Annotated in this window: 20 protein-coding genes and 2 rRNA genes; 17 read left to right on the forward strand and 5 right to left on the reverse strand. The window is 67.4% G+C overall.

What is annotated here, in order from left to right:
- The first annotated feature begins 3 nt into the window (after positions 1-3).
- Both rrf (C1925_RS02100) and rrf (C1925_RS02105) read left to right on the forward strand, forming a co-directional pair.
- Positions 4-118 (forward strand): 5S ribosomal RNA (rrf, locus tag C1925_RS02100).
- A gap of 133 nt (positions 119-251) precedes the next feature.
- Positions 252-366: ribosomal RNA gene (gene rrf / locus C1925_RS02105) — 5S ribosomal RNA — on the forward strand.
- 212 nt (positions 367-578) lie between these two features.
- On the opposite strand, the gene C1925_RS02110 is transcribed toward rrf (C1925_RS02105), so the two are convergent.
- Positions 579-2,291 (reverse strand): M28 family metallopeptidase, encoded by a 1,713-nt coding sequence (locus C1925_RS02110; RefSeq protein WP_108767484.1) that lies wholly within the window; start codon positions 2,289-2,291, stop codon positions 579-581.
- Positions 2,292-2,375: 84 nt separating this feature from the next.
- A complete protein-coding gene (locus tag C1925_RS02115; protein WP_108767485.1) occupies positions 2,376-3,038 on the reverse strand; it encodes a hypothetical protein in 663 nt (220 codons plus the stop codon).
- Positions 3,039-3,133: 95 nt separating this feature from the next.
- Between C1925_RS02115 and C1925_RS02120 the strand changes: the two genes are divergently transcribed.
- Together C1925_RS02120 and C1925_RS02125 are read left to right on the forward strand one after the other, a co-directional pair.
- Positions 3,134-4,438, forward strand: a complete 1,305-nt coding sequence (locus C1925_RS02120) for a peptidoglycan DD-metalloendopeptidase family protein (RefSeq protein WP_108767486.1) — start codon at positions 3,134-3,136, stop codon at positions 4,436-4,438.
- Between the two features lie 107 nt (positions 4,439-4,545).
- Positions 4,546-6,003, forward strand: coding sequence for a S41 family peptidase (locus C1925_RS02125; protein ID WP_108767487.1), 1,458 nt, complete (start codon positions 4,546-4,548; stop codon positions 6,001-6,003).
- 69 nt (positions 6,004-6,072) lie between these two features.
- Here C1925_RS02125 and C1925_RS02130 read toward each other — a convergent pair whose 3' ends face one another.
- The gene (locus C1925_RS02130) at positions 6,073-6,765 is read right to left on the reverse strand and encodes a rhomboid family intramembrane serine protease (protein WP_108767488.1); all 693 of its coding nucleotides are present in this window, start codon (positions 6,763-6,765) and stop codon (positions 6,073-6,075) included.
- 228 nt (positions 6,766-6,993) lie between these two features.
- Here C1925_RS02130 and C1925_RS02135 point away from each other — a divergent pair, with 228 nt between their 5' ends.
- The 4 genes from C1925_RS02135 (at position 6,994) to C1925_RS02150 (ending at position 10,629) form a co-directional block, all read left to right on the forward strand.
- Entirely contained in the window at positions 6,994-8,337 is a 1,344-nt protein-coding gene (locus C1925_RS02135) for an outer membrane protein transport protein (protein ID WP_108767489.1), read from the forward strand.
- A 156-nt stretch (positions 8,338-8,493) separates the two neighbouring features.
- The gene (locus C1925_RS02140) at positions 8,494-8,934 is read left to right on the forward strand and encodes a hypothetical protein (RefSeq protein WP_108767490.1); all 441 of its coding nucleotides are present in this window, start codon (positions 8,494-8,496) and stop codon (positions 8,932-8,934) included.
- 41 nt (positions 8,935-8,975) lie between these two features.
- Positions 8,976-9,575: a nicotinamide riboside transporter PnuC gene (gene pnuC / locus C1925_RS02145; RefSeq protein ID WP_108770589.1), complete on the forward strand. Its 600-nt coding sequence runs from the start codon at positions 8,976-8,978 to the stop codon at positions 9,573-9,575.
- A complete protein-coding gene (locus C1925_RS02150; RefSeq protein ID WP_108767491.1) occupies positions 9,562-10,629 on the forward strand; it encodes an AAA family ATPase in 1,068 nt (355 codons plus the stop codon). Before pnuC ends, C1925_RS02150 begins: the two co-directional genes overlap by 14 nt.
- A gap of 70 nt (positions 10,630-10,699) precedes the next feature.
- Here the strand turns inward: C1925_RS02150 and putA are convergent, their stop codons facing one another.
- The gene (putA, locus tag C1925_RS02155; RefSeq protein ID WP_108767492.1) at positions 10,700-13,918 is read right to left on the reverse strand and encodes a bifunctional proline dehydrogenase/L-glutamate gamma-semialdehyde dehydrogenase PutA; all 3,219 of its coding nucleotides are present in this window, start codon (positions 13,916-13,918) and stop codon (positions 10,700-10,702) included.
- A 274-nt stretch (positions 13,919-14,192) separates the two neighbouring features.
- Here putA and C1925_RS02160 point away from each other — a divergent pair, with 274 nt between their 5' ends.
- The 6 genes from C1925_RS02160 to C1925_RS02185 are packed head-to-tail and all read left to right on the forward strand — an operon-like array spanning position 14,193 to position 19,031.
- Positions 14,193-14,669, forward strand: coding sequence for a DUF2244 domain-containing protein (locus tag C1925_RS02160; RefSeq protein WP_108767493.1), 477 nt, complete (start codon positions 14,193-14,195; stop codon positions 14,667-14,669).
- Positions 14,670-14,680: 11 nt separating this feature from the next.
- Positions 14,681-15,637, forward strand: a complete 957-nt coding sequence (gene coxB, locus C1925_RS02165) for a cytochrome c oxidase subunit II (protein WP_108767494.1) — start codon at positions 14,681-14,683, stop codon at positions 15,635-15,637.
- 59 nt (positions 15,638-15,696) lie between these two features.
- Complete coding sequence (gene ctaD / locus C1925_RS02170; RefSeq protein WP_108767495.1) at positions 15,697-17,304, forward strand: cytochrome c oxidase subunit I; 1,608 nt, start codon at positions 15,697-15,699, stop codon at positions 17,302-17,304.
- Positions 17,305-17,312: 8 nt separating this feature from the next.
- Complete coding sequence (locus C1925_RS02175; protein WP_108767496.1) at positions 17,313-17,555, forward strand: hypothetical protein; 243 nt, start codon at positions 17,313-17,315, stop codon at positions 17,553-17,555.
- On the forward strand, positions 17,552-18,142 hold the full coding sequence (locus tag C1925_RS02180; protein ID WP_108767497.1) for a cytochrome c oxidase assembly protein: 591 nt from the start codon (positions 17,552-17,554) through the stop codon (positions 18,140-18,142). The genes C1925_RS02175 and C1925_RS02180 overlap by 4 nt, the downstream gene beginning before the upstream one ends.
- Positions 18,143-18,155: 13 nt before the next feature.
- Positions 18,156-19,031 carry a cytochrome c oxidase subunit 3 gene (locus C1925_RS02185; RefSeq protein ID WP_108767498.1) on the forward strand — a complete coding sequence of 292 codons (876 nt, stop codon included), beginning with the start codon at positions 18,156-18,158 and terminating at the stop codon, positions 19,029-19,031.
- 21 nt (positions 19,032-19,052) lie between these two features.
- Here C1925_RS02185 and C1925_RS02190 read toward each other — a convergent pair whose 3' ends face one another.
- The gene (locus C1925_RS02190; RefSeq protein ID WP_049468560.1) at positions 19,053-19,271 is read right to left on the reverse strand and encodes a twin transmembrane helix small protein; all 219 of its coding nucleotides are present in this window, start codon (positions 19,269-19,271) and stop codon (positions 19,053-19,055) included.
- Positions 19,272-19,328: 57 nt separating this feature from the next.
- On the opposite strand from C1925_RS02190, the gene C1925_RS02195 reads away from it, so the two are divergent.
- From C1925_RS02195 to C1925_RS02205, 3 genes are all read left to right on the forward strand, one after another.
- Positions 19,329-20,045: an SURF1 family protein gene (locus C1925_RS02195; RefSeq protein WP_108767499.1), complete on the forward strand. Its 717-nt coding sequence runs from the start codon at positions 19,329-19,331 to the stop codon at positions 20,043-20,045.
- A gap of 96 nt (positions 20,046-20,141) precedes the next feature.
- On the forward strand, positions 20,142-20,711 hold the full coding sequence (locus C1925_RS02200; RefSeq protein ID WP_108767500.1) for a hypothetical protein: 570 nt from the start codon (positions 20,142-20,144) through the stop codon (positions 20,709-20,711).
- Positions 20,712-20,721: 10 nt separating this feature from the next.
- Positions 20,722-21,885, forward strand: a complete 1,164-nt coding sequence (locus C1925_RS02205) for a COX15/CtaA family protein (RefSeq protein WP_108767501.1) — start codon at positions 20,722-20,724, stop codon at positions 21,883-21,885.
- Positions 21,886-21,889: the final 4 nt, after the last annotated feature.

The raw sequence follows: 21,889 nt of genomic DNA on the forward strand, positions 1-21,889 counted from the left end.
CTCCCTGGTGAAATTAGCGCTGTGGAACCACCCGATCCCATCCCGAACTCGGAAGTGAAACGCAGCTGCGCCGATGGTAGTGTGGCTCAAGCCATGCGAGAGTAGGTCATCGCCAGGGTTTACACCCAAAAACCCCGCTGCTCACGCAGCGGGGTTTTTTCTTATTAAGTGAAGGCACCGCTTTTCCGGGTACCTTCCGCCCCAAGGGCAAGATCGCGAGCTGGCGCTGCAAGCGCTGCTGCAACCGTCTCCCTGGTGAAATTAGCGCTGTGGAACCACCCGATCCCATCCCGAACTCGGAAGTGAAACGCAGCTGCGCCGATGGTAGTGTGGCTCAAGCCATGCGAGAGTAGGTCATCGCCAGGGTTTACACCCAAAACCCCGCTGCTCACGCAGCGGGGTTTTTCTTTGCGCGCAGATAAACACGCTGGGGGCGTTGCCGCGCGTTGCGCGGTGCCAGCCAAGGCTGTAGATCCACGCCATGCGTGGATGGACCGCCCCACCGCCCACAAAAAAAGGCGGCGCCCCGTGGGGCGCCGCCTGGACCTCAACACTGTTCAGTCGAGCATGGCTCGGCTTTACGGGGCCGCAGCCTTGTTCTTCATCATCTCGTCGCGGGCGGCCTTGAAGGGATTGCCTTCGTACCAGTTCGGCCAGCGATCGCCGCCTGCCAGTTCCTTGCCCACGCCGTACATCAGTTCCAGGTCTTCCACGGTGCCATCCAGCTTCCAGGTGGACGCATCGAACTCATCCTTCGGCCCGTGGTAGCGGTTGTTGCCGTAATCGGTCGCGGCCTTGCGGCCCGCGTCGACGCCACCGTCGCGCAGGTCCTCGCCACCGTCGGCATACAGCGCCGGCACGCCGGCCTTGGCGAAATTGAAGTGGTCCGAACGGAAGTAGAAGCCGCTCTGCACCGAGGTCTCGCCGTGCAGGGTGCGATCCTGGGCGGCAGCCAGCGGCTTGAGGATGTCCTCCAGCTCGGAACTGCCGAAACCGGTCACCGTCACGTCCTTGGCACGGCCGGCCACCGACATCGCGTCGATGTTGATCACGCCGGCAATCTTGTCCAGCGGGAAGGTCGGGTGGGCCACGTAGTACTTGGAACCCAGCAGGCCGGACTCTTCCAGGGTCACGGCCAGGAACACCACCGAACGCTCCGGCTTCGGATCCTGGTGGGCCATGGCTTCGGCCACTTCGAGGATGCCGGCCACGCCGGTCGCGTTGTCGACAGCACCGTTGTAGATGTTGTCGCCTTCCTCGCCCTCATGCTTGCCCAGGTGGTCCCAGTGGGCCATGTACAGCACGGCTTCGTCGGCACGCTTGCTGCCCGGCAGCACGCCCACCACGTTGCGCGACTGCTTCTGCGCGATCTGGCTCTTCAGGTCGACCGCAGCGGTGGCCTTCAGCGGGACCGGCTTGAAGCCGCGCTTGCTGGCGTCCTTGTAGGCCTGCGCCAGGTCCAGGCCGGCCCCGGCAAACAGCGCCTTGGCGGCGTTCGCACTCAGCCAGCCCTGCACCGGGATGCGCGCTTCCGGATCATCCTTGGCCGGCAGGTCGTACTGCGGGCCGGCCCACGAGTTCTTCACCACGTCCCAGCCATAGGAAGCACCGGCGGTGTCGTGCACGATCAGCGCGGCGGCGGCACCCTTGCGGGCGGCTTCCTCGAACTTGTAGGTCCAGCGCCCGTAATAGGTCATGCGCTTGCCGTCGAACAGCGTCTCGTCGCCGACATGGAAGCCCGGGTCGTTGACGAACATCACGACCGTCTTGCCCTTCCAGTCCTGGCCGGCGTAGTCGTTCCACTTCTGCTCCGGCGCATCCACGCCATAGCCGACGAACACGAGGTCACTGGCATCGACCTTCACTTCGGCCTCGCCGGTACGGGTGCCCACCACCATGTCGGTGCCGAACTTCAGCTCGGTGGTCTTGCCACCCTGGGTGATCTTCAGGACGGTCGATTCGTCGGCCGTGGTCTCGGTCATCGGCACGTCCTGGAACCAGCTGTCACCGTTGCCCGGCTGAAGGCCGATGCGCTGCATCTGGTCGCGGATGTAGTTGACCGTCAGTTCTTCGCCCTTGCTGCCCGGGGCGCGGCCTTCGAATTCGTCCGAAGCCAGCGTCTTGACCATCTCGCTGAAGTCGGCGGCGTTGATGCCGGGCGAGAAGGTGTGGGCTGCCGGCGTGGCGGCAGCATCGGGGCTGGCGGCAGGCGCCGGCGTGGAAGTGTCTTCGCCTTTGCAGGCACTGAGCGCGGCCGCGGCGGCCAGGCACAGGAGGAGTTTGCGGGGCATCGTCGTTTCCTGGATACACGAGGGATGGCCACGCCGGGCGCGGCCGGTGAAGGGGAGCATTCCCCGTACTGCAGCGCCGGGGACTCAGTCCGCCGGCGCGGTATCGGTGTCGAACGGGATCGGCTCGGCACCGGTGACCGGCCCGACGCGTGCGGTGCGGTGCACGTACAGCACCACCTCGCGTTCGAACAGCAGCGGGCCTTCGACCACGGCGTTGGGGCCGATGATCACGCGCGGCTTGCGGCTGGCCGTGAGCGAAACGCTGAAATTGGGCTTGCGCACGCGCAGGCCGCCACCGACCTGCGAGCCGATGCCCACGGTGATGTCACCGTTGACCGTTTCCACGTCCTTGCGCACGCGGCTGCTGACCAGGCCGATGCCACCATTGACCGTTTCCACGCCGCCTTCGATCTGGCTGCCGTGGTCGCTGAAGATGCTGCCGTTGACCGTGCTGACATCGCCTTGGGCGATGACTTCACGGCCCAGGCGCACGCTGCCGTTGACCGTCTCGATGCTGCCGGTGCGGGCGCGGTCGGCCACGGTGACGCCGCCGTTGACGGTGTCGATGCTGCCGGTTTCCACGCCATCACCCACGCGGATGCCGCCGTTGACGGTGTCCAGCTTGCCGTAGCGCTGGCCCGGGTCGGCGCTGATGCTGCCGTTGACCTTGCTGATGTTGTCCTGCGCGCCAAGCGGGCCGGCGACCAGCAGTGCGCCCAACAGCAGCGGAATGGAGAGCGTTTTCATGGGGGACCTCGTTGTTGTGCGGCTGGCAGGCCGCGTGCGTTGATGTCACCATTCCCCGGCACCCCCTGCAACTGCCTGAAGTCACTGGAAAGCCCTTGCGCAACAACGTCTTCCCCTCACGCCGACATCACACCGCCGCTGCCCGCGCCGGGCGTTGCCTGTTGCTGGGGCTGGCATTGGCGCTGGCCGCTCCCCTGCCGGGCAGCGCGCAGACCGCTTCTACCCGCGAGGCCGAGCGCAAGCTGCAGAAGCTGCGTACCGAACTGAAGGGCGTGGCGCAGGAGCGCCGGCAGATCGAGGGCCAGCGCGGCCAGGCCTCACGGCAGCTGCGCGATGCCGACGAAAAGGTTGCCCGCAGCGGCCGGGCACTGGCCCAGACCGAAACCGCGCTGCGCGAGCAGAACCAGGCCCTGGCCGAAGCCGAACAGCGTCGCGCCACCCTGCAGGCCAACCTGGCCCAGCAGAACCGCGAGTTGGCCGGGCTGCTGCGCGCGGCCTACCAGCTGGGCAACCATGCCCCGCTGAAGCTGCTGCTGTCGCAGGACACGGTGGCCGATGCCAACCGTGCCCTGGCGTACCACCGCTACCTGCAGCGCGAGCGCGCGCAGCGCATCGCCACCCTCACCGGCGACCTGAAGGAACTGGAGACGCTGCAGGCGCAGATTGCCGAGCGCAAACAGACCCTGCAGGGCGCGCAGCGCGACCAGAAGCAGCAGGCGGCCTCGCTGGCGGCAGATCGCCGCGATCGCGCGCAGACCGTGGCCTCGCTGGAAGAACGCTTCAAGGACCGCCGCGAGAAGGAACAGGCACTCGGCCAGGATGCCAAGGCGCTGGAAACGCTGCTGGCCAACCTGCGTGCGGCCGCCGCCCGCGCCGAGGCCGAACGCCGTGCCGCCGCGCGCAAGGCGGCCGCCGAAAAGGCCGCTGCCGAAAAGGCCGCACGCCAGGCCAAGGCCGAGGGCCGCCCGCCGCCGCCGACCAAGGTCCCGCCGGCCGTGGCCTCCGCGCCTGCACCGAAGGTGGGCGGGCTGGGCTGGCCGCTGTCGGGCAACCTGCTGGCCCGCTATGGCGCCAAGCTGCCCGACGGGCGCACCAGCAGCGGCGTGCTGATCGGCGCGCCGGCAGGCAGCACCGTCACCGCCGTGGCCGATGGCACCGTGGTGTTCTCCGACTGGATGACCGGCTACGGGATGATCCTGATCGTCGACCATGGCAACGGCTACATGAGCCTGTACGCACACAACGACACCCTGCTGAAGGATGCCGGCGCGCGCGTGAGCCGTGGTGATGCCGTGGCCAAGGTCGGCAATTCCGGTGGCCAGGGCGTGACCGCGCTGTACTTCGAGCTGCGCCGCGGCGGACAACCGGTCAACCCGGACAGCTGGCTGCAGCGGCGCTGAATCGACGCTGCTGCGACCGGGCCGGATTCAACGGGAATTTAGCCACGCTTCGCGCATAATCGGGGCATGTGCCTTGGGCACGATGCCACCGTCGACAGGAGTGATCCATGCGCGCAGCCCGTACCGCCACCCTCTTGCTGGCCCTGATGCCAGCGCTGTCCTGGGCGCAGCAGACTGCGCCGGCCGCCACCGATACCTCCGGCCAGGCAGCGAGCAACGAGGAGGCGGTGACCTCGAAGGTGCCGCTGGAAGACATCCGTCGTTTCGTCTCGGTCTACAACGCGGTCCGCGCGGCCTATGTCGACCCGGTCGATGACAACAAGCTGATGCAGTCGGCCGTGCGCGGCCTGCTGCTGGATCTCGATCCGCACAGCACCTACTTCAACAAGGAAGACGCCGAGGCCTTCGACGAGCAGGCCAACGGTGCCTACGAGGGCATCGGCGTGGAGCTGCAGCAGCAGCCCGACAACGCCAGCATGAAGGTCATCTCGCCGATCGACGACACGCCGGCGGCCAAGGCCGGCATCCTCGCCGGCGACCTGATCATCGCCATCGACGGCAAGCCGATCAGCGCCATCGATGCCAGCGAGCCGCTGCGTGGCCCGGCCGGCAGCAAGGTGGTGCTGACCATCGTGCGCGACGGCAAGCCCAAGCCGTTCGATGTCAGCCTGACCCGGCAGACCATCCGCGTGACCAGCGTGAAGAGCCGCATGCTCGAACCGGGCTACGGCTACATCCGCCTGAGCACGTTCCAGGCCGATACCGGTTCTGATTTCCAGAAGCACGTGCAGCAGCTGCAGAAGCAGGCCGGTGGCCAGCTCAAGGGCCTGGTGCTGGATCTGCGCAGCAACCCGGGTGGCCTGCTTACCGCCGCGGTGCAGGTGGCCGATGACCTGCTCGACAAGGGCAACATCGTCAGCACCCGCGGCCGCATCAGCATCAGCGATGCGCGCTTCGATGCGACGCCGGGCGACCTGCTGAAGGGCGCGCCGGTGGTGGTGCTGGCCGACGCGGGTTCGGCCAGTGCGTCCGAAGTGCTGGCCGGTGCGCTGCGCGACAACAAGCGCGCGCGCGTGGTCGGCAGCCGGACCTTCGGCAAGGGCTCGGTGCAGACCGTGCTGCCGCTGGACAACGGCGATTCGGTCAAGCTGACCACGGCGCGCTATTACACGCCCAGTGGCAAGTCGATCCAGGCCACCGGCATCGTGCCCGACGTCGAACTGAAGCCGGCGCCGACGCCGGAGGAAGATGCACTGCCGGCCAGCCTGAGCGATTACAGCGAGGCGACCCTGCCGGGCCACCTGCGCGGTGACGACGAAGGTACCGAGGGCTACCGCGCCGGTGCGGTGCTGCCGGGCGATGCGCCGATCAATGACGCCCTGGCCGAACTGAAGAACCCCGGTTCGGTGGCCACGCGGCTGAAGGCCGAAGCGGCCAAGGCCGAGGCGGAGAAGGCGACGAAGGCCGCGGCCGCCAGGCCTGAGGCGAAGCCCGATGCGAACGCAGAGCCCAAGCCCGAACCGAAGCCCGCGGCCAAGCCGGCCGAAACCCCGGCCAAGCCCTGAGGTAGCGCCGGGCCACGCCCGGCGACGCGGTGAGTGGGGAGCCGGCCAGCGGCCGGCACTACCCGGTGCTCAGAACCCGTGGCGCTTGCGCAGCTTGCGGGCGATGGCCGCGCGCACGTACACGCCGTACAGCAGGCCGAACACGAAGCCACCGATGTGCGCCCACCAGGCCACCATGCCGAAGCTTGGGCCGATGTGGGCGAACACCACCTGCAGTGCGGCCCAGACGCCGATCAGCAGATAGGCCGGGGCACGCACGAATTCCAGGAACAGGCCCAGCGGGATGACCACGCCCAGGCGCGCGGCCGGGAACAGCGCCAGGTAGGCGCCGATCATCGCCGACACCGCGCCGCTGGCGCCGATGATGATCTGGTCCGGGCTGCCCATGGTGTAGATCGCCACCAGGTTGGACACCGCGCCGCCGACCAGGAACAGCAGCATCAGCCGCCACGGCCCCAGCACGCGCTCGGCGGGCAGGCCGAAGATCAGCAGGAACACCAGGTTGCCCAGCAGGTGCGACCAGTCCGCGTGCAGGAACAGGGCGGTGAACAACCGCAGCACGCTGCCGTCCTGCAGGGTCGCCCACCAGTCCTGGGGCTGGGTCAGGCCGGTCGACAGCGCGCCCCAGTCCAGCCAGAGGCTGTTGCGGGCGTCGCCCGGACGCGAGATCGACCACAGGAATGCCAGCCACAATGCCGCAAACAGCACGGGTGTAGCCCAGCGCAGCGTGGCCTTCTTGCGGGAGGGGAGAGACACGAACATGGCCGCTAGCCTAGCGTGCCGGGGCTTTGCGCGGGCGAGGCGCCTGTTCAGTTTTTGCGCATCGAATACGGCCGCTGCTGTTATTGTTTCATTAACGGCTCTGGGTAATACTCGCATACGGCGTCGTATGTCGGGAGGGGAATCCGGCGCGTTCTGGCGGGCCTTTGCGGGTCCGGTAGGCGCAGGCGCACTCAGAGCACCATCACCGCTTACCGGAGAGAGAACACGATGCAAACTGCTTCCACCATTGCCCGACTGACCCTGCTGGCCGTCGGCGTTGCCGGTGCGCTGGCCGCCGCTGATGCCAACGCCGCTGCCTTTCAGCTGAAGGAAAACAGCGCCAAGGGCCTGGGCCGTGCGTTCGCCGGCTCCGGCAGCGCCGAGGGCGACGCGTCCATCATCGCCGTCAACCCGGCCGGCATGCGCCAGCTGGACGGCACCATGGTCCAGGGCGACCTCAGCGCCATCAGTTTCAAGGCCGAGTTCAAGGGCCAGGGCCGTAAGCCGACGGGCGCCGCGCAGACCGGCAGTGACGGTGGCGACGCCGGCATGATTGCGCCGGTCCCGGCCGCTTACTTCCACATGCCTCTGGGCGAGAAGGCCCATTTTGGTGTCTCGCTGACCGCACCGTTCGGCTTCAAGACTGAGTACGACAACGGCTGGGTGGGCCGCTACAGCGGCCTGAAGACCGACCTGAAGGCCATCGATCTGGGCTTCGCCGCGTCCTATGACGTGAACCCGTACGTGTCGTTCGGTGCATCGGTGTTCGTCGAGCACCTGACCATCGAACTGAGCAACAACATTGACTTCGGCACCGCGCTGGCTCAGTCGCGTGTGCCGGGCTTCGCCCCGGGCAGCGCCGATGGCAAGCTGACCGTGGAAGGCGACAACAACGCCGTGGGCTGGACCGTCGGCGGCCTGTTCAGCCCGGACGAGAACACCCACATCGGCATCAGCTACCGCTCCAAGGTCGAGCACAAGATCACCGGTGGCGACGCCACCTTCGATGTGCCAGCCAATGCGGCAGCGGTGCTGGCTGCGGCTCAGCCGGGCCGCTTTGTCACCACCAGCGGCAAGGCTACGGTGACCCTGCCGGCGTCGGCCACCCTGAGCGTGACCCACAAGGTCAACGACCGCTGGACGGTGATGGGTGACGTCACCCGTACCGCCTGGTCGACCGCCTTTGACCAGGTCACCATCGACTACGCCTCGGCGCAGCCGGACTCGGTGCTGGAATTTGGCTACCGCGATACCACCTTCGTCTCGCTGGGTACCGACTTCAAGCTGAGCGACACCGTCACCCTGCGTGGCGGCGTTGCGCTGGACCAGACCCCGACCACCGATGCCCACCGCGACGTGCGCGTGCCGGATACCAGCCGCAAGTGGCTGTCGCTGGGCGTGGGCTGGACGCCGTCGGCCAACACCGAATACAACTTCGGTTACACCCACCTGTTCACCAGCGACCCGAACGTGAACGTGCCGGCGACCACCAACAACCAGGGCAACTCGCTGTCGGGCAAGTACAAGGTCCGTGGCGACGTGCTGGCTGCGTCGTTCCAGTACAAGTTCTGATCCAGGCCACGGCCTGAAGCAGTACGAGGAGGGCCCCGCGCAAGCGGGGCTTTCTTTTTGTGGGTAGACGCCCTCCACGCATGGCGTGGATCTACTGATGGGGTGGTCATCCACGCATGGCGTGGATCTACTGACGGGATTCTGGCGGAGGAAACGATGACGCTCACACGCAAGGGCAAACACTGGTATGGCAGCGCGGACGACGACATCCGGGCGGTCATCCAGGGCTTCAGTGAACGCAACGGTTACCCCGCGACCGACTACCGGGCTGCGGTCTGTGTCTGCGGATCGACGTTGTTCCGCTTGTTCGATGACGAGGAGGCAGGCGTTGCGCGCCGGGACTGCGTGGCCTGCGGCACTGCGCACCTGATGGGCGACAGCGCGGCGTATGCCGATGAGGCGGATCCTGAAGCCCATGAATGCCTCTGTGGCAGCGAGGCCCTGTCCATCCACTGTGGCGTGGCGCTGTACGCCGATTCGCGCGATGTGCGCTGGCTGTACATCGGCTGCCGCTGCCCGCAGTGCCAGTTGGTGGGGGTGTATGCCGAGTGGAAGTGCGAGGCGGGGGACGTCGAGGCATTTTTGGCGCGGGTGTAAGGCCATCCACGTTCGGTGTGCGGATCAACGACAATGGCGCCATGAACCTCACCGATCCGAACTTCCAGCTGGAGCTGGCTGCCAACATCGCCGTCGCCGGCTCGATCCTGCTGGCCGGCCGCAACAACGTGCACACCTGGTGGCTGGGCATCGTCGGCTGCGCGCTGTTTGCCGCCGTGTTCGAGCGTTCGCACCTGTTTGCGGACATGGTCCTGCAGTTCTTCTTCATCGCCATCAGCGTGCTGGGCTGGTGGCAGTGGCTGCGCGGCGACCATGGCGCGCCCCTGCCGATCACCCCGGTGCGCCCGCGGGCGTGGGCCTGGCTGCTGCCGCTGGCGGTGGTGGCGACCTTCGCCTACGGCTGGATGCTGACCCGCCTGACCCATGCCTACGCGCCCTACATCGATTCAGCAGTGCTGGTGCTGAGCGTGATCGCGCAGATCCTGATGATGCGGCGCAAGCTGGAATCGTGGTGGGTATGGCTGCTGGTCAACACCATCGCCGTGCCGCTGTACTACAGCCGCGGCCTGCACCTGACCTCGTTCCTTTACATCGGCTTCTGGATCAACGCGCTGGTGGCGCTGCGCCATTGGCGCACGCTGATGCGTGCCGAGGCAAAGACCGCTGATGCCGCTGCCTGAGCGCGTCGAGCGCGGTCTGGTGGTGGGCAAGTTCTGCCCACTGCACCGCGGCCATGAACACCTGATCGACTTCGCCGCCGCGCACTGCCGGCAGCTGCTGGTGATCGGCTGGTCGCAGCCGGGCTTTGCCGGTTACAGCGCTGCCCGCCGCGAACGCTGGCTGCGTGCGCGCTTTCCGCAGGCGACGGTGGCGGTGCTCGACGATGTCCGCCTGGCCGCGCTCTGCGAACAGCACGGCCTGCCTCCGCGCGTGTTGCCACGCGACAGCGACAGCGAGCAGGCGCAGCGCGATTTCACCGCCTGGCTGTGCCTGCATCTGTTCGGTGGGCCGGTGCAGGCGGTGTTCACCGGCGAAGACTACGGCGATGGTTTTGCCGCAGTGCTGGCAGCGCACTTCAACGCACCCGTGCAGCACCAGCGGCTGGAGCGCAGCCGCGATGTCGGCCAGCCCAGCGGCACCCAGCTGCGCGCCGATCCGCATGTGCTTCGCCATGGCCTGTCGCCACAGGTGTACGCGGACTACGTGCAGCGCGTGGCCTTCATCGGTGGCGAATCCACCGGCAAGACCACGCTGGCGCGCGTGCTGGCCGAGCGCATGGGCACGACGTGGGTCGCGGAATACGGGCGCACGCTGTGGGAGATGCAGGGCGGTGACCTGCGCGAACCGGACCTGCTGCGCATCGCCGAAGAGCAGCCCCGGCGTGAGGATGCGGCGGCGCTGACGGCGCAGCGCTGGCTGTTCTGCGATACCACGCCACTGGTGACCCTGGGCTACAGCGGCTGGATGTTCGGCAGCGCACCGGACCCGCTGCTGCAGGCTGCATTGCGGCCGTATGACCTGCTGTTCCTGTGTGCGCCGGACATCGCCTTCGACCAGGATGGCACGCGGGTGGGCGAGGCCTTCCGCGCGCAGCAGCATGCCTGGTATTTGCAGGAGCTGCAGGCGCGGGGGCTGCCGTTCGTGCTGCTGGAAGGCGATCTGGAAACACGCATCGCGCGAGTACAGGACGCGCTGGCCGCGCGCGTGGACAACCGCTTCAGCGCGGTGGCGTGATGGCACAAAAAACCCCGCTTTCGCGGGGTTTTTCGTGCATCAATCACACCCGTGGAAGGGGAGGGGTGTTTCAGTCGCCCAGGGTCAGCAGCGAGGCGTTGCCACCGGCGGCGGTGGTGTTCACCGTCACCGTCTTTTCGGTGGCGAAGCGCAGCAGGTAGTGCGGGCCGCCGGCCTTCGGGCCGGTGCCGGACAGGCCCTGGCCGCCGAACGGCTGCACGCCGACCACCGCACCGATCTGGTTGCGGTTGACGTAGACGTTGCCGACGTGGACGCCGTTGCTGATGCGGTCGACGGTCTCGTCGATGCGCGAATGCACGCCCAGGGTCAGGCCGTAGCCGGTGGCGTTGATCTGGTCGATCACCGCGTCGAGCTGGTCGCCCTTCCAGCGGATGACGTGCAGCACCGGACCGAACACTTCCTTCTGCAGCTGGGCCAGGTCCTTCAGTTCATACGCACGCGGTGCGAAGAAGGTGCCGTTGGCGGCTTCGGCGGACAGTTCGGCAGCGGCGATCAGGCGCGCTTCGCGGTCCATGCGCTCGGCATGGTCCTGCAGGATCTTCAGCGCATCGGCGTCGATCACCGGGCCGACGTCGGTGGACAGAACGCCGGGGTTGCCGACCTTCAGTTCCTTCATCGCACCGGCCAGCATGGTCATCACCTTGTCGGCGATGTCGTCCTGCACGAACAGCACGCGCGCGGCCGAGCAGCGCTGGCCGGCGGAGGTGAAGGCCGAACCGATCGCGTCCTTGACCAGCTGTTCCGGCAGTGCCGAGGAATCGGCGATGAAGGCGTTCTGGCCGCCGGTTTCGGCGATCAGCACGCCGATGGCGGCATCACGCGCGGCCATCGCGCGGTTGATCGCACGGGCGGTGTCGGTGGAGCCGGTGAAGGCCACGCCGGCCACGCGCGGGTCGGCGGTCAGCGCGGCACCGACGGTGGCACCGTCGCCCGGCAGGAACTGCACCACCTCGGCCGGCACGCCGGCATCGTGCAGCAGCTTCACGGCGTAGTAGCCGATCAGGTTGGTCTGCTCGGCCGGCTTGGCGATGACGCTGTTGCCGGCGGCCAGTGCAGCGGCCACCTGGCCCAGGAAGATCGCCAGCGGGAAGTTCCACGGGCTGATGCAGACGAACACGCCGCGGCCGTGCAGCTGCAGTTCGTTGGATTCACCGGTCGGGCTGGGCAGCTTCTCGGCGTGGCTGAACTGCTCGCGCGCCTGCTTGGCGTAGTAGCGCAGGAAATCCACGGCTTCGCGCACTTCGGCGATGCTGTCGGGCAGGCTCTTGCCGGCTTCCTTCACGCACAGCGCCATGAACTCCGGCATGCGCGCTTCCAGCTGGTCGGCGGCGTGCTCGAGGATGGCGGCGCGGCTGGCGGCCGGGGTGCGGTTCCAGGCCGGCTGCGCGGCTACGGCATTGGCCAGGGCCTTCTGCACGGTGGCGGCATCGGCGGCCAGCCACTGGCCGACCACTTCGCGGGTGTCGGCCGGGTTGGTCACCGGCAGCGCGGCGCCGGCCGGGTTGGCACCCGGCACCAGCGGGGCGGCCTGCCAAGGCTTCACAGCCGCGTTGATCTGCTCGGCCAGGGCGCGCAGTTCGTTGTCGTTGGCGAGGTTGGCGCCCATGGAGTTCTTCCTGTCGTGGTTCTGGCTGCGCAGCAGGTCAACCGGCAGCGGGATCTTCGGGTGGGGGATCGAGGCGAACGAGGCGACCATCTCGACCGGATCGCGGATCAGGTCGGCGATCGGCACGCGTTCGTCGGTGATGCGGTTGACGAAACTGGAGTTGGCGCCGTTTTCCAGCAGGCGGCGCACCAGGTACGGCAGCAGGTCTTCATGCGAACCGACCGGCGCATACACGCGGCAGGGCAGGGCCAGGCGGTCGGCCGGCACCACTTCGGCGTACAGGTCGTCGCCCATGCCGTGCAGCTTCTGGTGCTCGTACACGCCACCGTTGGCGATGCTGCGCACCGCGGCGATGGTGTGCGCGTTGTGCGTGGCGAACATCGGGTAGATCGCGTCGGCATGGGTAAACAGACGCTTGGCGCAGGCCAGGTAGGACACGTCGGTGTTCTGCTTGCGGGTGAACACCGGGTAGCCCGGATAGCCTTCGATCTGCGCGCGCTTGATCTCGGCGTCCCAGTAGGCGCCCTTGACCAGGCGCACCTGCAGGCGGCGACCGGCGCGGCGCGCCATGTCGGCCAGGTGGTCGATCGTGTACGGGGTGCGCTTCTGGTAGGCCTGCACGACCACGCCGAAGCCATCCCAGCCGGCCAGCGAGGCATCGCCGAACACCTGTTCGATGATGTCCAGCGACAGTTCCAGGCGGTCCGACTCTTCGGCGTCGACGGTGCAGCCGATGCCGTAGCTCTTGGCCAGCTGCGCCAGTTCCAGCACGCCCGGCACCAGGTCGGTCAGCACGCGCTCGCGCTTGGCGTGCTCGTAGCGCGGGTAGAGCGCCGACAGCTTGATGGAGATGCCCGGGGCGTTGTTGACGTCGCCGTCCGGGCGGCCGCCGCGCGCCTTGTGGTCGCCGCCGATGGCGTGGATCGCGCGGCGGTAGTCCTCGAGGTAGCGCAGCGCGTCCTTCATGGTCAGCGCGCCTTCGCCCAGCATGTCGAACGAATAGCGGTAGCTGGCGTTGTCGCCCTTGTGCGAACGCGACAGTGCTTCGCTGATGGTGCGGCCCATGACGAACTGGTGGCCCATGATCTTCATGGCCTGGCGCACGGCCAGGCGCACCACCGGCTCACCGACGCGGCCGACCAGGCGCTTGAAGGCGCTGGGGGCATCGGCGCGGGTGGCGTCGTTCATCTGCACCAGCTTGCCGGTCAGCATCAGGCCCCAGGTGGAGGCGTTGACCAGCACCGAGTCGCTGCCGCCCAGGTGCTTTTCCCAGTCGGCATCGGCCAGCTTGTCGCGGATCAGCTTGTCGGCGGTGTCCTGGTCCGGAATGCGCAGCAGCGCCTCGGCCACGCACATCAGCAGCACGCCTTCCTCGCTGCCCAGGTCGTACTGGCGCATGAAGGCTTCGATCGCACCCTGGTCCTTGGCGCGCACGCGCACCCGGCCGACCAGGTCGGCGGCCAGCGCCTGCACCTTGGCCTGCTCCTCGGCGGGCAGGCGGGCCTGCGCCAGCAGCTCGCGCACGTGGCTGGCCTCGTCCTTCAACCAGGCGTCGGTGATGGCCTGGCGGAACGGGTTGGGGGACGCCGGCAGTTCCGGCGACAGCAGCGCGCCCGGACGCGGGGCGTCGTGGGCGGCAGGGGAGGAGGAGGGTGCGTTCATGCCGATCCGGCCAGTGGAAAACTTGGCGATTTTAATCATTTTTGCGCCCTGAGGAAGTGCCCCGCAGGCACCTTTGTAGAGGGCTGATAGCCCCTAGCAGTGGTGGATTCAGCGTGTTCAGCGGGCTCGACCGTGTTTGTGCCGAATTCGTCATTCGCGCCGCCGGGGTCATGCTGTATTGCAACATGGGAAAAAGTGTGAATGGACCCTTGCTACCGGTGAGAGGGCGGGGCTACCATCGAGACGTTTCCCGCGGCAGGAACGCGGTTGCGACATGATCGAGGTGCTTCCAGCTCCGGATGGGTCAGGTACGCAGCTGCGGCTGCGTCCCCCACGGGCGCTCGATGCCCGGCAGTTCGTCCTGTTGTTTGCCGTGTTGTCGGGAGCGATGTGGCTGGTCTCCGCCCTCGGGTGGGTGGCTGGCAACGCATTCGCCCCCCTGTTCGCGCTGCTGTACAGCCTGTTGCTGGCAGCCGCCCTGCGTGCCTTGTGGCGCAGCGGTGAACGGCAGGAGGAGATCCGGGTCGTGCCGGCGTACGTGGAGGTCATCCCCGTACCCGGTGGATCGCCGGTGTTCCGGGCCCACCCCCATTGGGTGCGCCTGCTCACCGACGACGAGAGGGTCCGGCTGGCATCCAGCGGACGGCAGGTGGAGGTGGGGAGTTTCCTCGCGCCGGCCGAACGCCAGACGCTCGCTGAAATGCTTGAAGGCTTGCTCGCCGCCAGCGATGGCGGCAACCGACGACGCTAAGGGTCTAGGCAATGAAGCAAAGCAGCAGGTGGGGCACGAAGTGCGTTGCAGCGGTCGCCAGCCTGGTGGCCGGGGGACTGGTTCCGGCATGGGCATGGGCGCAGGCGGCCGATCCCAAGCCGTGGCAGCTGAACATGGGCAAGGGGGTCACCCAGACCTCGCGCCTGGCCTGGGAGTCGAACAACCTGTCGTTGATCATCTGTACGGTGATCGGCGTCATCGTGTTCGGGGCGATGGCCTACGCCATCTTCAAGTTCCGCAAATCCAAGGGCGCCGTCGCCGCCACCTTCAGCCACAACACCAAGGCCGAGGTGATCTGGACGGTGATCCCGGTGATCATCCTGATCGTGATGGCGTGGCCGGCCACGGCCAACCTGATCAAGATGTACGACACCCGCGATGCCGAGATGACCGTGAAGGTCACCGGCTACCAGTGGATGTGGAAGTACGAATACCTCGGCGAGAACGTCACCTTCACCAGCCGCCTGGACCGCGAGTCCGACCGCATGCGGCAGAGTGGCAAGGTGCCGACCCGCGAAAGCCACCCGCACTACCTGCTGGAGGTGGACAACCGCCTGGTGCTGCCGGTCGATACCAAGGTGCGCTTCGTCATCACCTCCGACGACGTGATCCACGCCTGGTGGGTGCCGGCGCTGGGCTGGAAGCAGGACGCCATCCCCGGCTTCATCAATGAGGCCTGGACCAGCATCGAGCAGCCCGGTGTTTACCGCGGCCAGTGCGCCGAACTGTGCGGCAAGGACCATGGCTTCATGCCGATCGTGGTCGAGGCCGTGTCCAAGGAAGACTTCAAGCAGTGGCTGGCGCAGCGCAAGCCGCCGCCGGCTGCGCCTGCCACGCCTGCGGCACCGGCCGAACCGGCAGCGCCTGCGGGCGAGGCACCGGCAGCGCCGGCCGCACCCGCGGCGGCTGAAGCCGGTACCCCTGCCACCGCGGCCAGCGGCGCGTGATGTAAAGCCCGCGGCCGTTCGCGGCCGTGGCGACAACCGATTCTGAGAGGTGTTTTGCGATGGCGCACTCGGCAGTTGGGCACGACGATCACCACCACCACCAGAGCTTCTTCGAGCGTTGGTTCTTCTCGACCAACCACAAGGACATCGGCACGCTGTACCTGGGTTTCAGCTTCATCATGTTCGTCATCGGCGCCTTCATGAGCGTGCTGATCCGGCTTGAGCTCGCCCAGCCCGGCATCCAGTTCATCCGCCCGGAGGTGTTCAACCAGCTCACCACGGTGCATGCGCTGGTGATGATCTTCGGTGGCGTGATGCCGGCCTTCGTCGGCCTGGCCAACTGGATGATCCCGCTGCAGATCGGCGCGCCGGACATGGCGCTGCCGCGCATGAACAACTGGTCGTTCTGGCTGCTGCCGGTGGCCTTCAGCCTGCTGCTGCTGACCTTCCTGCTGCCGGGCGGTGCACCGGCCGGTGGCTGGACGCTGTACCCGCCGCTGTCGCTGCAGGGCGGCTACAACGTCGCCTTCACCGTGTTCGCGATCCACGTCGCCGGCATCAGTTCGATCATGGGCGCGATCAACATCATCGCCACCGTGCTCAACATGCGTGCGCCGGGCATCGACCTGCTGAAGATGCCGATCTTCTGCTGGGCCTGGCTGATCACCGCCTTCCTGCTGATCGCGGTGATGCCGGTGCTGGCCGGTGCGGTGACGATGCTGCTGACCGACAAGTTCTTCGGCACCAGCTTCTTCAACGCCGCCGGTGGCGGTGACCCGGTGATGTTCCAGCACATCTTCTGGTTCTTCGGGCACCCCGAGGTCTACATCATGATCCTGCCCGCCTTCGGCGTGGTCAGCGAGATCATTCCGACCTTCAGCCGCAAGCCGCTGTTCGGCTACCAGGCGATGGTGTACGCCACCGCCGCGATCGCCTTCCTGTCGTTCATCGTCTGGGCCCACCACATGTTCACCGTGGGCATGCCGCTGGGTGGCGAGATCTACTTCATGTTCGCCACGATGCTGATCTCGATCCCGACCGGCGTGAAGGTGTTCAACTGGGTCAGCACCATGTGGCGCGGCTCGCTCACCTTCGAAGCACCGATGCTGTGGTCGGTGGCCTTCGTCATCCTGTTCACCATCGGTGGTTTTTCCGGCCTGATGCTGGCCATCGTCGCGGCTGACTTCCAGTACCACGACACCTACTTCGTGGTCGCCCACTTCCACTACGTGCTGGTGACCGGTGCGGTGTTCGCGCTGATCGCCGCGGTGTACTACTGGTGGCCGAAGTGGACCGGGCGCATGTACAGCGAGAAGTGGGCCAAGGTGCACTTCTGGTGGTCGATCGTGTTCGTCAACCTGCTGTTCTTCCCGCAGCACTTCCTCGGCCTGGCCGGCATGCCGCGGCGCATTCCCGACTACAGCGTGGCGTTTGCCGACTGGAACCTGATCAGCTCGATCGGTGCGTTCGGCATGTTCGCCACGCCCTTCATGATGGCCGCGATCCTGCTGTCCTCGCTGCGCAATGGCGAGAAGGCCGAAGCACGCAGCTGGGAAGGCGCGCGCGGCCTGGAGTGGACGCTGCCGTCGCCGGCACCGGCGCATACCTTCACCACGCCGCCGACCATCCGCCCGGGGGACCTGGCGCATGACGACATCACGCATTGAGGTGGGCCATGCATAACGAGAGCCCGCTTCTGATCGGTAGAGTCGAGCCATGCTCGGCTGACAGCGTGTCGTCCGGTCAAGAGCAGCCGACCGGTAGAGTCGACCGTTGGTCGACTCACGAAGAGCAGCCGACCAACGGTCGGCTCTACCAGCAGCAGCGCCAGCGCGCGAAGCGGACCGCGATGTGGGTCGGCGCCGTCGCCGTGCTGGTCTACGTCGGCTTCATCCTCAGCGGGGTGATCGGCCGATGAGCGAGACGCCGGCCACCGCTCCGTCACGCAGTGCCGGGCTGCCGCGCCTGATCGGCGTCGCGGTGGCGGTGTTCCTGCTGACGTTCTCGCTGGTGCCGCTGTACCGCATCGCGTGCGAAAAGGTGTTCGGCGTGCGCCTGGAGCGCGGTCCTGGCAGCGAGGCCAGCACCGGCGCCGCCACCGGCAAGCGCACCGTGCGCGTGGAGTTCGATGGCGGGGTGAATTCGCGGTTGCCGTGGTCGTTCCATCCCGAGCAGCTGACCATGGACGTGGTGCCCGGCGAGCTCAACGAAGCGCTGTACTTCGCCCGCAACGACAGTACCAATGCCGTGGTCGGCAGTGCGGTGCCCTCGGTGGCGCCGGCGCGCGCGTCAGGCTTCTTCAGCAAGACCGAATGCTTCTGTTTCACCGCGCAGACGCTGCAGGCCGGCGAGAAGCGCGACATGCCGGTGCGCTTCATCGTCGATCCGGACCTGCCGCCGGAAATCAAGACGATCACCTTGTCCTACACCTTCTACCGCAACGACGCGCTGTCCGACCGGCTGGCACCTGCCGGCACCTCGGAAGGCGCGCACGCCGCTCCCTGACCCGGATACCGACATGGCCCAGACACCGACCGACGCCAACGTGTACTTCGTCCCGGCCCAGAGCAAATGGCCGTTCGTGGGGTCCATCGCGATGATGGTGACCATGGTCGGCGTGGCCAGCTGGCTCAACGATGCCAGCTGGGGGCGCTGGACCTTCTACATCGGCGTCGCGATGCTGGTGCTGACCCTGTTTTGGTGGTTCAGCGACGTGGTGCGCGAATCGCAGGCCGGCCACTACAACCGCCAGGTCGACGGCTCGTTCCGGATGGGCATGGTCTGGTTCATCTTCTCCGAAGTGATGTTCTTCGGTGCCTTCTTCGGCGAGCTGTTCTACACCCGCAACCTGGGCCTGTCCTGGCTCAGCGGCGAAGGCCGCGGGGTGATGACCAACGAACTGCTGTGGCAGGGCTACTCGGCGGGCTGGCCGACCAACGGACCGGCGGCGATCGGTGGTGCCTTCCAGACCATTCCGGCCTGGGGCCTGCCGCTGATCAACACGCTGATCCTGCTGACCTCCGGCGTGACCCTGACCATCGCCCACCACGCGCTGAAGGCTGGCAACCGCCGCCAGCTGCTGGTCTGGCTGGGCGCGACCGTGCTGCTCGGCCTCGGCTTCCTGACGCTGCAGGCGGAGGAGTACATCCACGCCTACAAGGAGCTGAACCTCACGCTCGGCTCTGGCATCTACGGTTCGACGTTCTTCATGCTGACCGGCTTCCACGGCGCACACGTGCTGCTGGGCACGATCATGCTGATCGTGATGTGGCTGCGTTCGGCCAAGGGACACTTCACCCGCGACAACCACTTCGCGTTCGAAGCCGCCGCGTGGTACTGGCACTTCGTCGACGTGGTGTGGCTGATGCTCTTCATGTTCGTCTACGTGCTTTGACCGGCGCCGGCGCCGGTGGCCTCAGCCACCGATGCCGTGCGGTTTGATCCAGCCCATGTAGATGCACACGATCACCAGTACGATCAGTGCGACTGACACGCCGATACGCCGGGTCAGTGCGTTGACCGTGCGCTTGGTCTGGCCGCGGTCGACCAGCAGGTAATACAGGCCGGCGCCCAGATTCCAGACGATGACGATCAGAAACGCGATTACCAGCAGGGTCTTCAGCGAATCACTCATGCGCGGCTCGAGGGCAGGGTGGATGCGCCTATCTGACCGCGTTTGCGCGGACTTGTCATGATGCGCCAGCACACACGCGTGATCGGCTGGCTGATGGCGGTGCTGGCGATGGCCGCGTTCACTGCGCTGGGGTTCTGGCAGCTGCAGCGCATGCACGCCAAACAGGCACTGCTCGATGCCCAGGGTCCGGCGGTGGCGCAGTCGCTGCCGCTGGTGCAGGCATTGGCGGCACCGGGGGCGTTGCATGGCGTGGTCGACCATGGCCGCTTCCTGCCCGGGGTGGTGCTGCTGGACAACCAGACCCGGCAGGGCCGTGCCGGGGTGAAGATCTATCGCCCCTTCCGCAGTGACGGCGGCAGCGTGCTGCTGGTCGACCTGGGCTGGCGCGCGCTGCCGCCGGATCGCGCGTTGCCGCAGGTGCCCGCGCCGCCGTCGCCGGTGGCGGTGCGCGGGTTGCTGGCACCGCCGCCAGCGGCCGGCCTGGCGCTGGGGCCGGCGTTCTCCAGCACCGGCGAGCCCGGACGCTGGCTGGCCAGCCGCCTGCCTGCCGAGGGCCTGGCCCGCGCGCTGGGGCTGGCCGCGCTGCCCGACCGGGTGCTGCGCCTGGACCCGGCGCTGCCGTTCGGCGATGCGCGTGACCTGGATCTGCTGCCGAACACGCTGCCGCCGCAGCGCCACCTGGGCTATGCCGTGCAGTGGTTCGGCCTGGCGCTGACCGTGCTGGTGGTCGCGCTGGTGCTGGAACGGCGCAGGAAGCGCCCCGTTGCCCGGTAGTGCCGGCCGCTGGCCGGCAATTCCCCGGTTTCCTCGATGCCGGCCAGCGGCCGGCACCACCGGCATCCCTTTCCCAACCATGAGAAAATGCCCCGCATGAACACTGCTACCTCCCCGCAGGCGCGCGGTTCCGGCCGCCGGACCCTGGTGCTGCTGTTTGCCGTGTTCTTCGGGGCGATGGCGCTGGCCGCCGTGCTGCGCTTCACCGGCTGGCAGCCCACCGGGCACCGCAATGCCGGGCAGCTGCTGCAGCCGCCGGTCGACCTGCGCCAGCAGGCGCCTACCCTGGCCAACGGCCAGGCCTACCCCTGGAACCCCGAAGCGCGGACCTGGCGCTTGCTGGTGGCCCCCGCCGGCGCCTGCGACGCGCAGTGCGTCACTTTGTCGCAGGGACTGGGCAAGGTGTGGCAGCTGTTCGGCCATAACGCCGATAATGTCGACATCCTGTGGCTGGGAACGCCACCGGCGTCGATCGCCTCGCTGCCCGCGCTGCGGCCGCTGGCCCCGTCGCCAGCCCTGCGCGCGGCATTGCCGGGCGTCGATGATCCGGCGGGACTGCCGGTCTACGTGATCGATCCGAACGGCTTCGTGATCATGCGCCATGCCCCCGGTTCCGATCTGGGTGGCCTGCGCAAGGACATGGCCACGTTGCTGAAACTGAAGTGAGTCCTGTTTGATGAGCCTTTCCGCGCGTCCGGCGCTGCATCGCAACTTCCACCGCCTGGCGTGGTTCGCCATGATCATGACCGCCAGTACGATCATGTTCGGCGCCTTCGTCCGCCTGTCCGATGCCGGCCTGAGCTGCCCGGACTGGCCGACCTGCTATGGCCAGGCCACCTGGCCGCAGCACGTGGAAGAGACCATCGGCCACCCGGCCGCCGAGATCCGCCCGCTGGAAACCCACAAGGCCTGGCGCGAGCAGGTGCACCGCTTCCTGGCCGGCGCGCTGGGCATCGAGATCCTCACCTTGGCCCTGCTGGCCACCCGCAAGCGCCGCTTCGGAAGCACGGCGGTGGTGACCGCCTGCGTACTGGTGGCCGCCGGCATACCGCTGTACATGATGGGCTGGCATGGCACGGCCAGCATCCTGGCCCTGATCGGCGAGGCGATCCTGCTGATCGCCGCGCTGCGCTGGAGCAACATCGACCTGGCGCGCGCTGCGCTGCTCACGCTGGCGGTGGTGATCTTCCAGGCCCTGCTGGGCATGTGGACGGTGACCCTGCTGCTGAAACCCATCGTGGTGATGGGCCACCTGCTGGGCGGCATGCTGATGTTCGCGCTGCTGGTGTGGATGGCCTGGCGGGCGACCCACCTGCCGATCACCCTGGCCGAAGCGCCCAAGCTGAAGTGGCTGCTGCGCATCGGCGTGGCGGTGCTGGTCACCCAGATCGCCCTCGGCGGCTGGGTCAGCGCCAACTACGCGGCGCTGGCCTGCGGCGGCGGCAGTGCCTCGCTGGACAACTTCCCGCGCTGCGCCAACCAGTGGTGGCCGCAGCACAACTTCGCCGAGGGCTTCACCCTGTGGCGCGGCATCGGCGTGGATTACGAAGGGGGCGTGCTGGACGGCGCCTCGCGCATCGCGATCCAGATGGCGCACCGCCTGTTCGCGATCGTCGTTGCTGCCTACCTGCTGTGGCTGGGCCTGCGCCTGTTCCGCGTGCCCAGCATGCGTGGCTGGGCCAGCGCGCTGGTGGCGCTGCTGGTGCTGCAGGTCACCCTGGGCATCCTCAACGTGAAGCTGGCCCTCCCGCTGGAAGTGGCCGTGGCCCACAACGGCGTGGCCGTTGCCTTGTTGTTCGTACTGGTCAGCCTGCTGGCCCGCCTGCGTGCCCCGGACTGATTCC

This window comes from Stenotrophomonas sp. SAU14A_NAIMI4_5 (assembly GCF_003086795.1).
Classification (GTDB): Bacteria; Pseudomonadota; Gammaproteobacteria; order Xanthomonadales; family Xanthomonadaceae; genus Stenotrophomonas.

What these genes read in the sequence shown, in the direction of transcription:
- C1925_RS02110 (WP_108767484.1), bottom strand. Translation starts at nt 2,291, where the DNA reads ATGCCCCGCAAACTCCTCCTGTGCCTGGCCGCCGCGGCCGCGCTCAGT.
- C1925_RS02115 (WP_108767485.1), bottom strand. Translation starts at nt 3,038, where the DNA reads ATGAAAACGCTCTCCATTCCGCTGCTGTTGGGCGCACTGCTGGTCGCC.
- C1925_RS02125 (WP_108767487.1), top strand. Translation starts at nt 4,546, where the DNA reads ATGCGCGCAGCCCGTACCGCCACCCTCTTGCTGGCCCTGATGCCAGCG.
- C1925_RS02130 (WP_108767488.1), bottom strand. Translation starts at nt 6,765, where the DNA reads ATGTTCGTGTCTCTCCCCTCCCGCAAGAAGGCCACGCTGCGCTGGGCT.
- C1925_RS02135 (WP_108767489.1), top strand. Translation starts at nt 6,994, where the DNA reads ATGCAAACTGCTTCCACCATTGCCCGACTGACCCTGCTGGCCGTCGGC.
- C1925_RS02140 (WP_108767490.1), top strand. Translation starts at nt 8,494, where the DNA reads ATGACGCTCACACGCAAGGGCAAACACTGGTATGGCAGCGCGGACGAC.
- pnuC (WP_108770589.1), top strand. Translation starts at nt 8,976, where the DNA reads ATGAACCTCACCGATCCGAACTTCCAGCTGGAGCTGGCTGCCAACATC.
- C1925_RS02150 (WP_108767491.1), top strand. Translation starts at nt 9,562, where the DNA reads ATGCCGCTGCCTGAGCGCGTCGAGCGCGGTCTGGTGGTGGGCAAGTTC.
- putA (WP_108767492.1), bottom strand. Translation starts at nt 13,918, where the DNA reads ATGAACGCACCCTCCTCCTCCCCTGCCGCCCACGACGCCCCGCGTCCG.
- C1925_RS02160 (WP_108767493.1), top strand. Translation starts at nt 14,193, where the DNA reads ATGATCGAGGTGCTTCCAGCTCCGGATGGGTCAGGTACGCAGCTGCGG.
- coxB (WP_108767494.1), top strand. Translation starts at nt 14,681, where the DNA reads ATGAAGCAAAGCAGCAGGTGGGGCACGAAGTGCGTTGCAGCGGTCGCC.
- ctaD (WP_108767495.1), top strand. Translation starts at nt 15,697, where the DNA reads ATGGCGCACTCGGCAGTTGGGCACGACGATCACCACCACCACCAGAGC.
- C1925_RS02175 (WP_108767496.1), top strand. Translation starts at nt 17,313, where the DNA reads ATGCATAACGAGAGCCCGCTTCTGATCGGTAGAGTCGAGCCATGCTCG.
- C1925_RS02180 (WP_108767497.1), top strand. Translation starts at nt 17,552, where the DNA reads ATGAGCGAGACGCCGGCCACCGCTCCGTCACGCAGTGCCGGGCTGCCG.
- C1925_RS02185 (WP_108767498.1), top strand. Translation starts at nt 18,156, where the DNA reads ATGGCCCAGACACCGACCGACGCCAACGTGTACTTCGTCCCGGCCCAG.
- C1925_RS02190 (WP_049468560.1), bottom strand. Translation starts at nt 19,271, where the DNA reads ATGAGTGATTCGCTGAAGACCCTGCTGGTAATCGCGTTTCTGATCGTC.
- C1925_RS02195 (WP_108767499.1), top strand. Translation starts at nt 19,329, where the DNA reads ATGATGCGCCAGCACACACGCGTGATCGGCTGGCTGATGGCGGTGCTG.
- C1925_RS02200 (WP_108767500.1), top strand. Translation starts at nt 20,142, where the DNA reads ATGAACACTGCTACCTCCCCGCAGGCGCGCGGTTCCGGCCGCCGGACC.
- C1925_RS02205 (WP_108767501.1), top strand. Translation starts at nt 20,722, where the DNA reads ATGAGCCTTTCCGCGCGTCCGGCGCTGCATCGCAACTTCCACCGCCTG.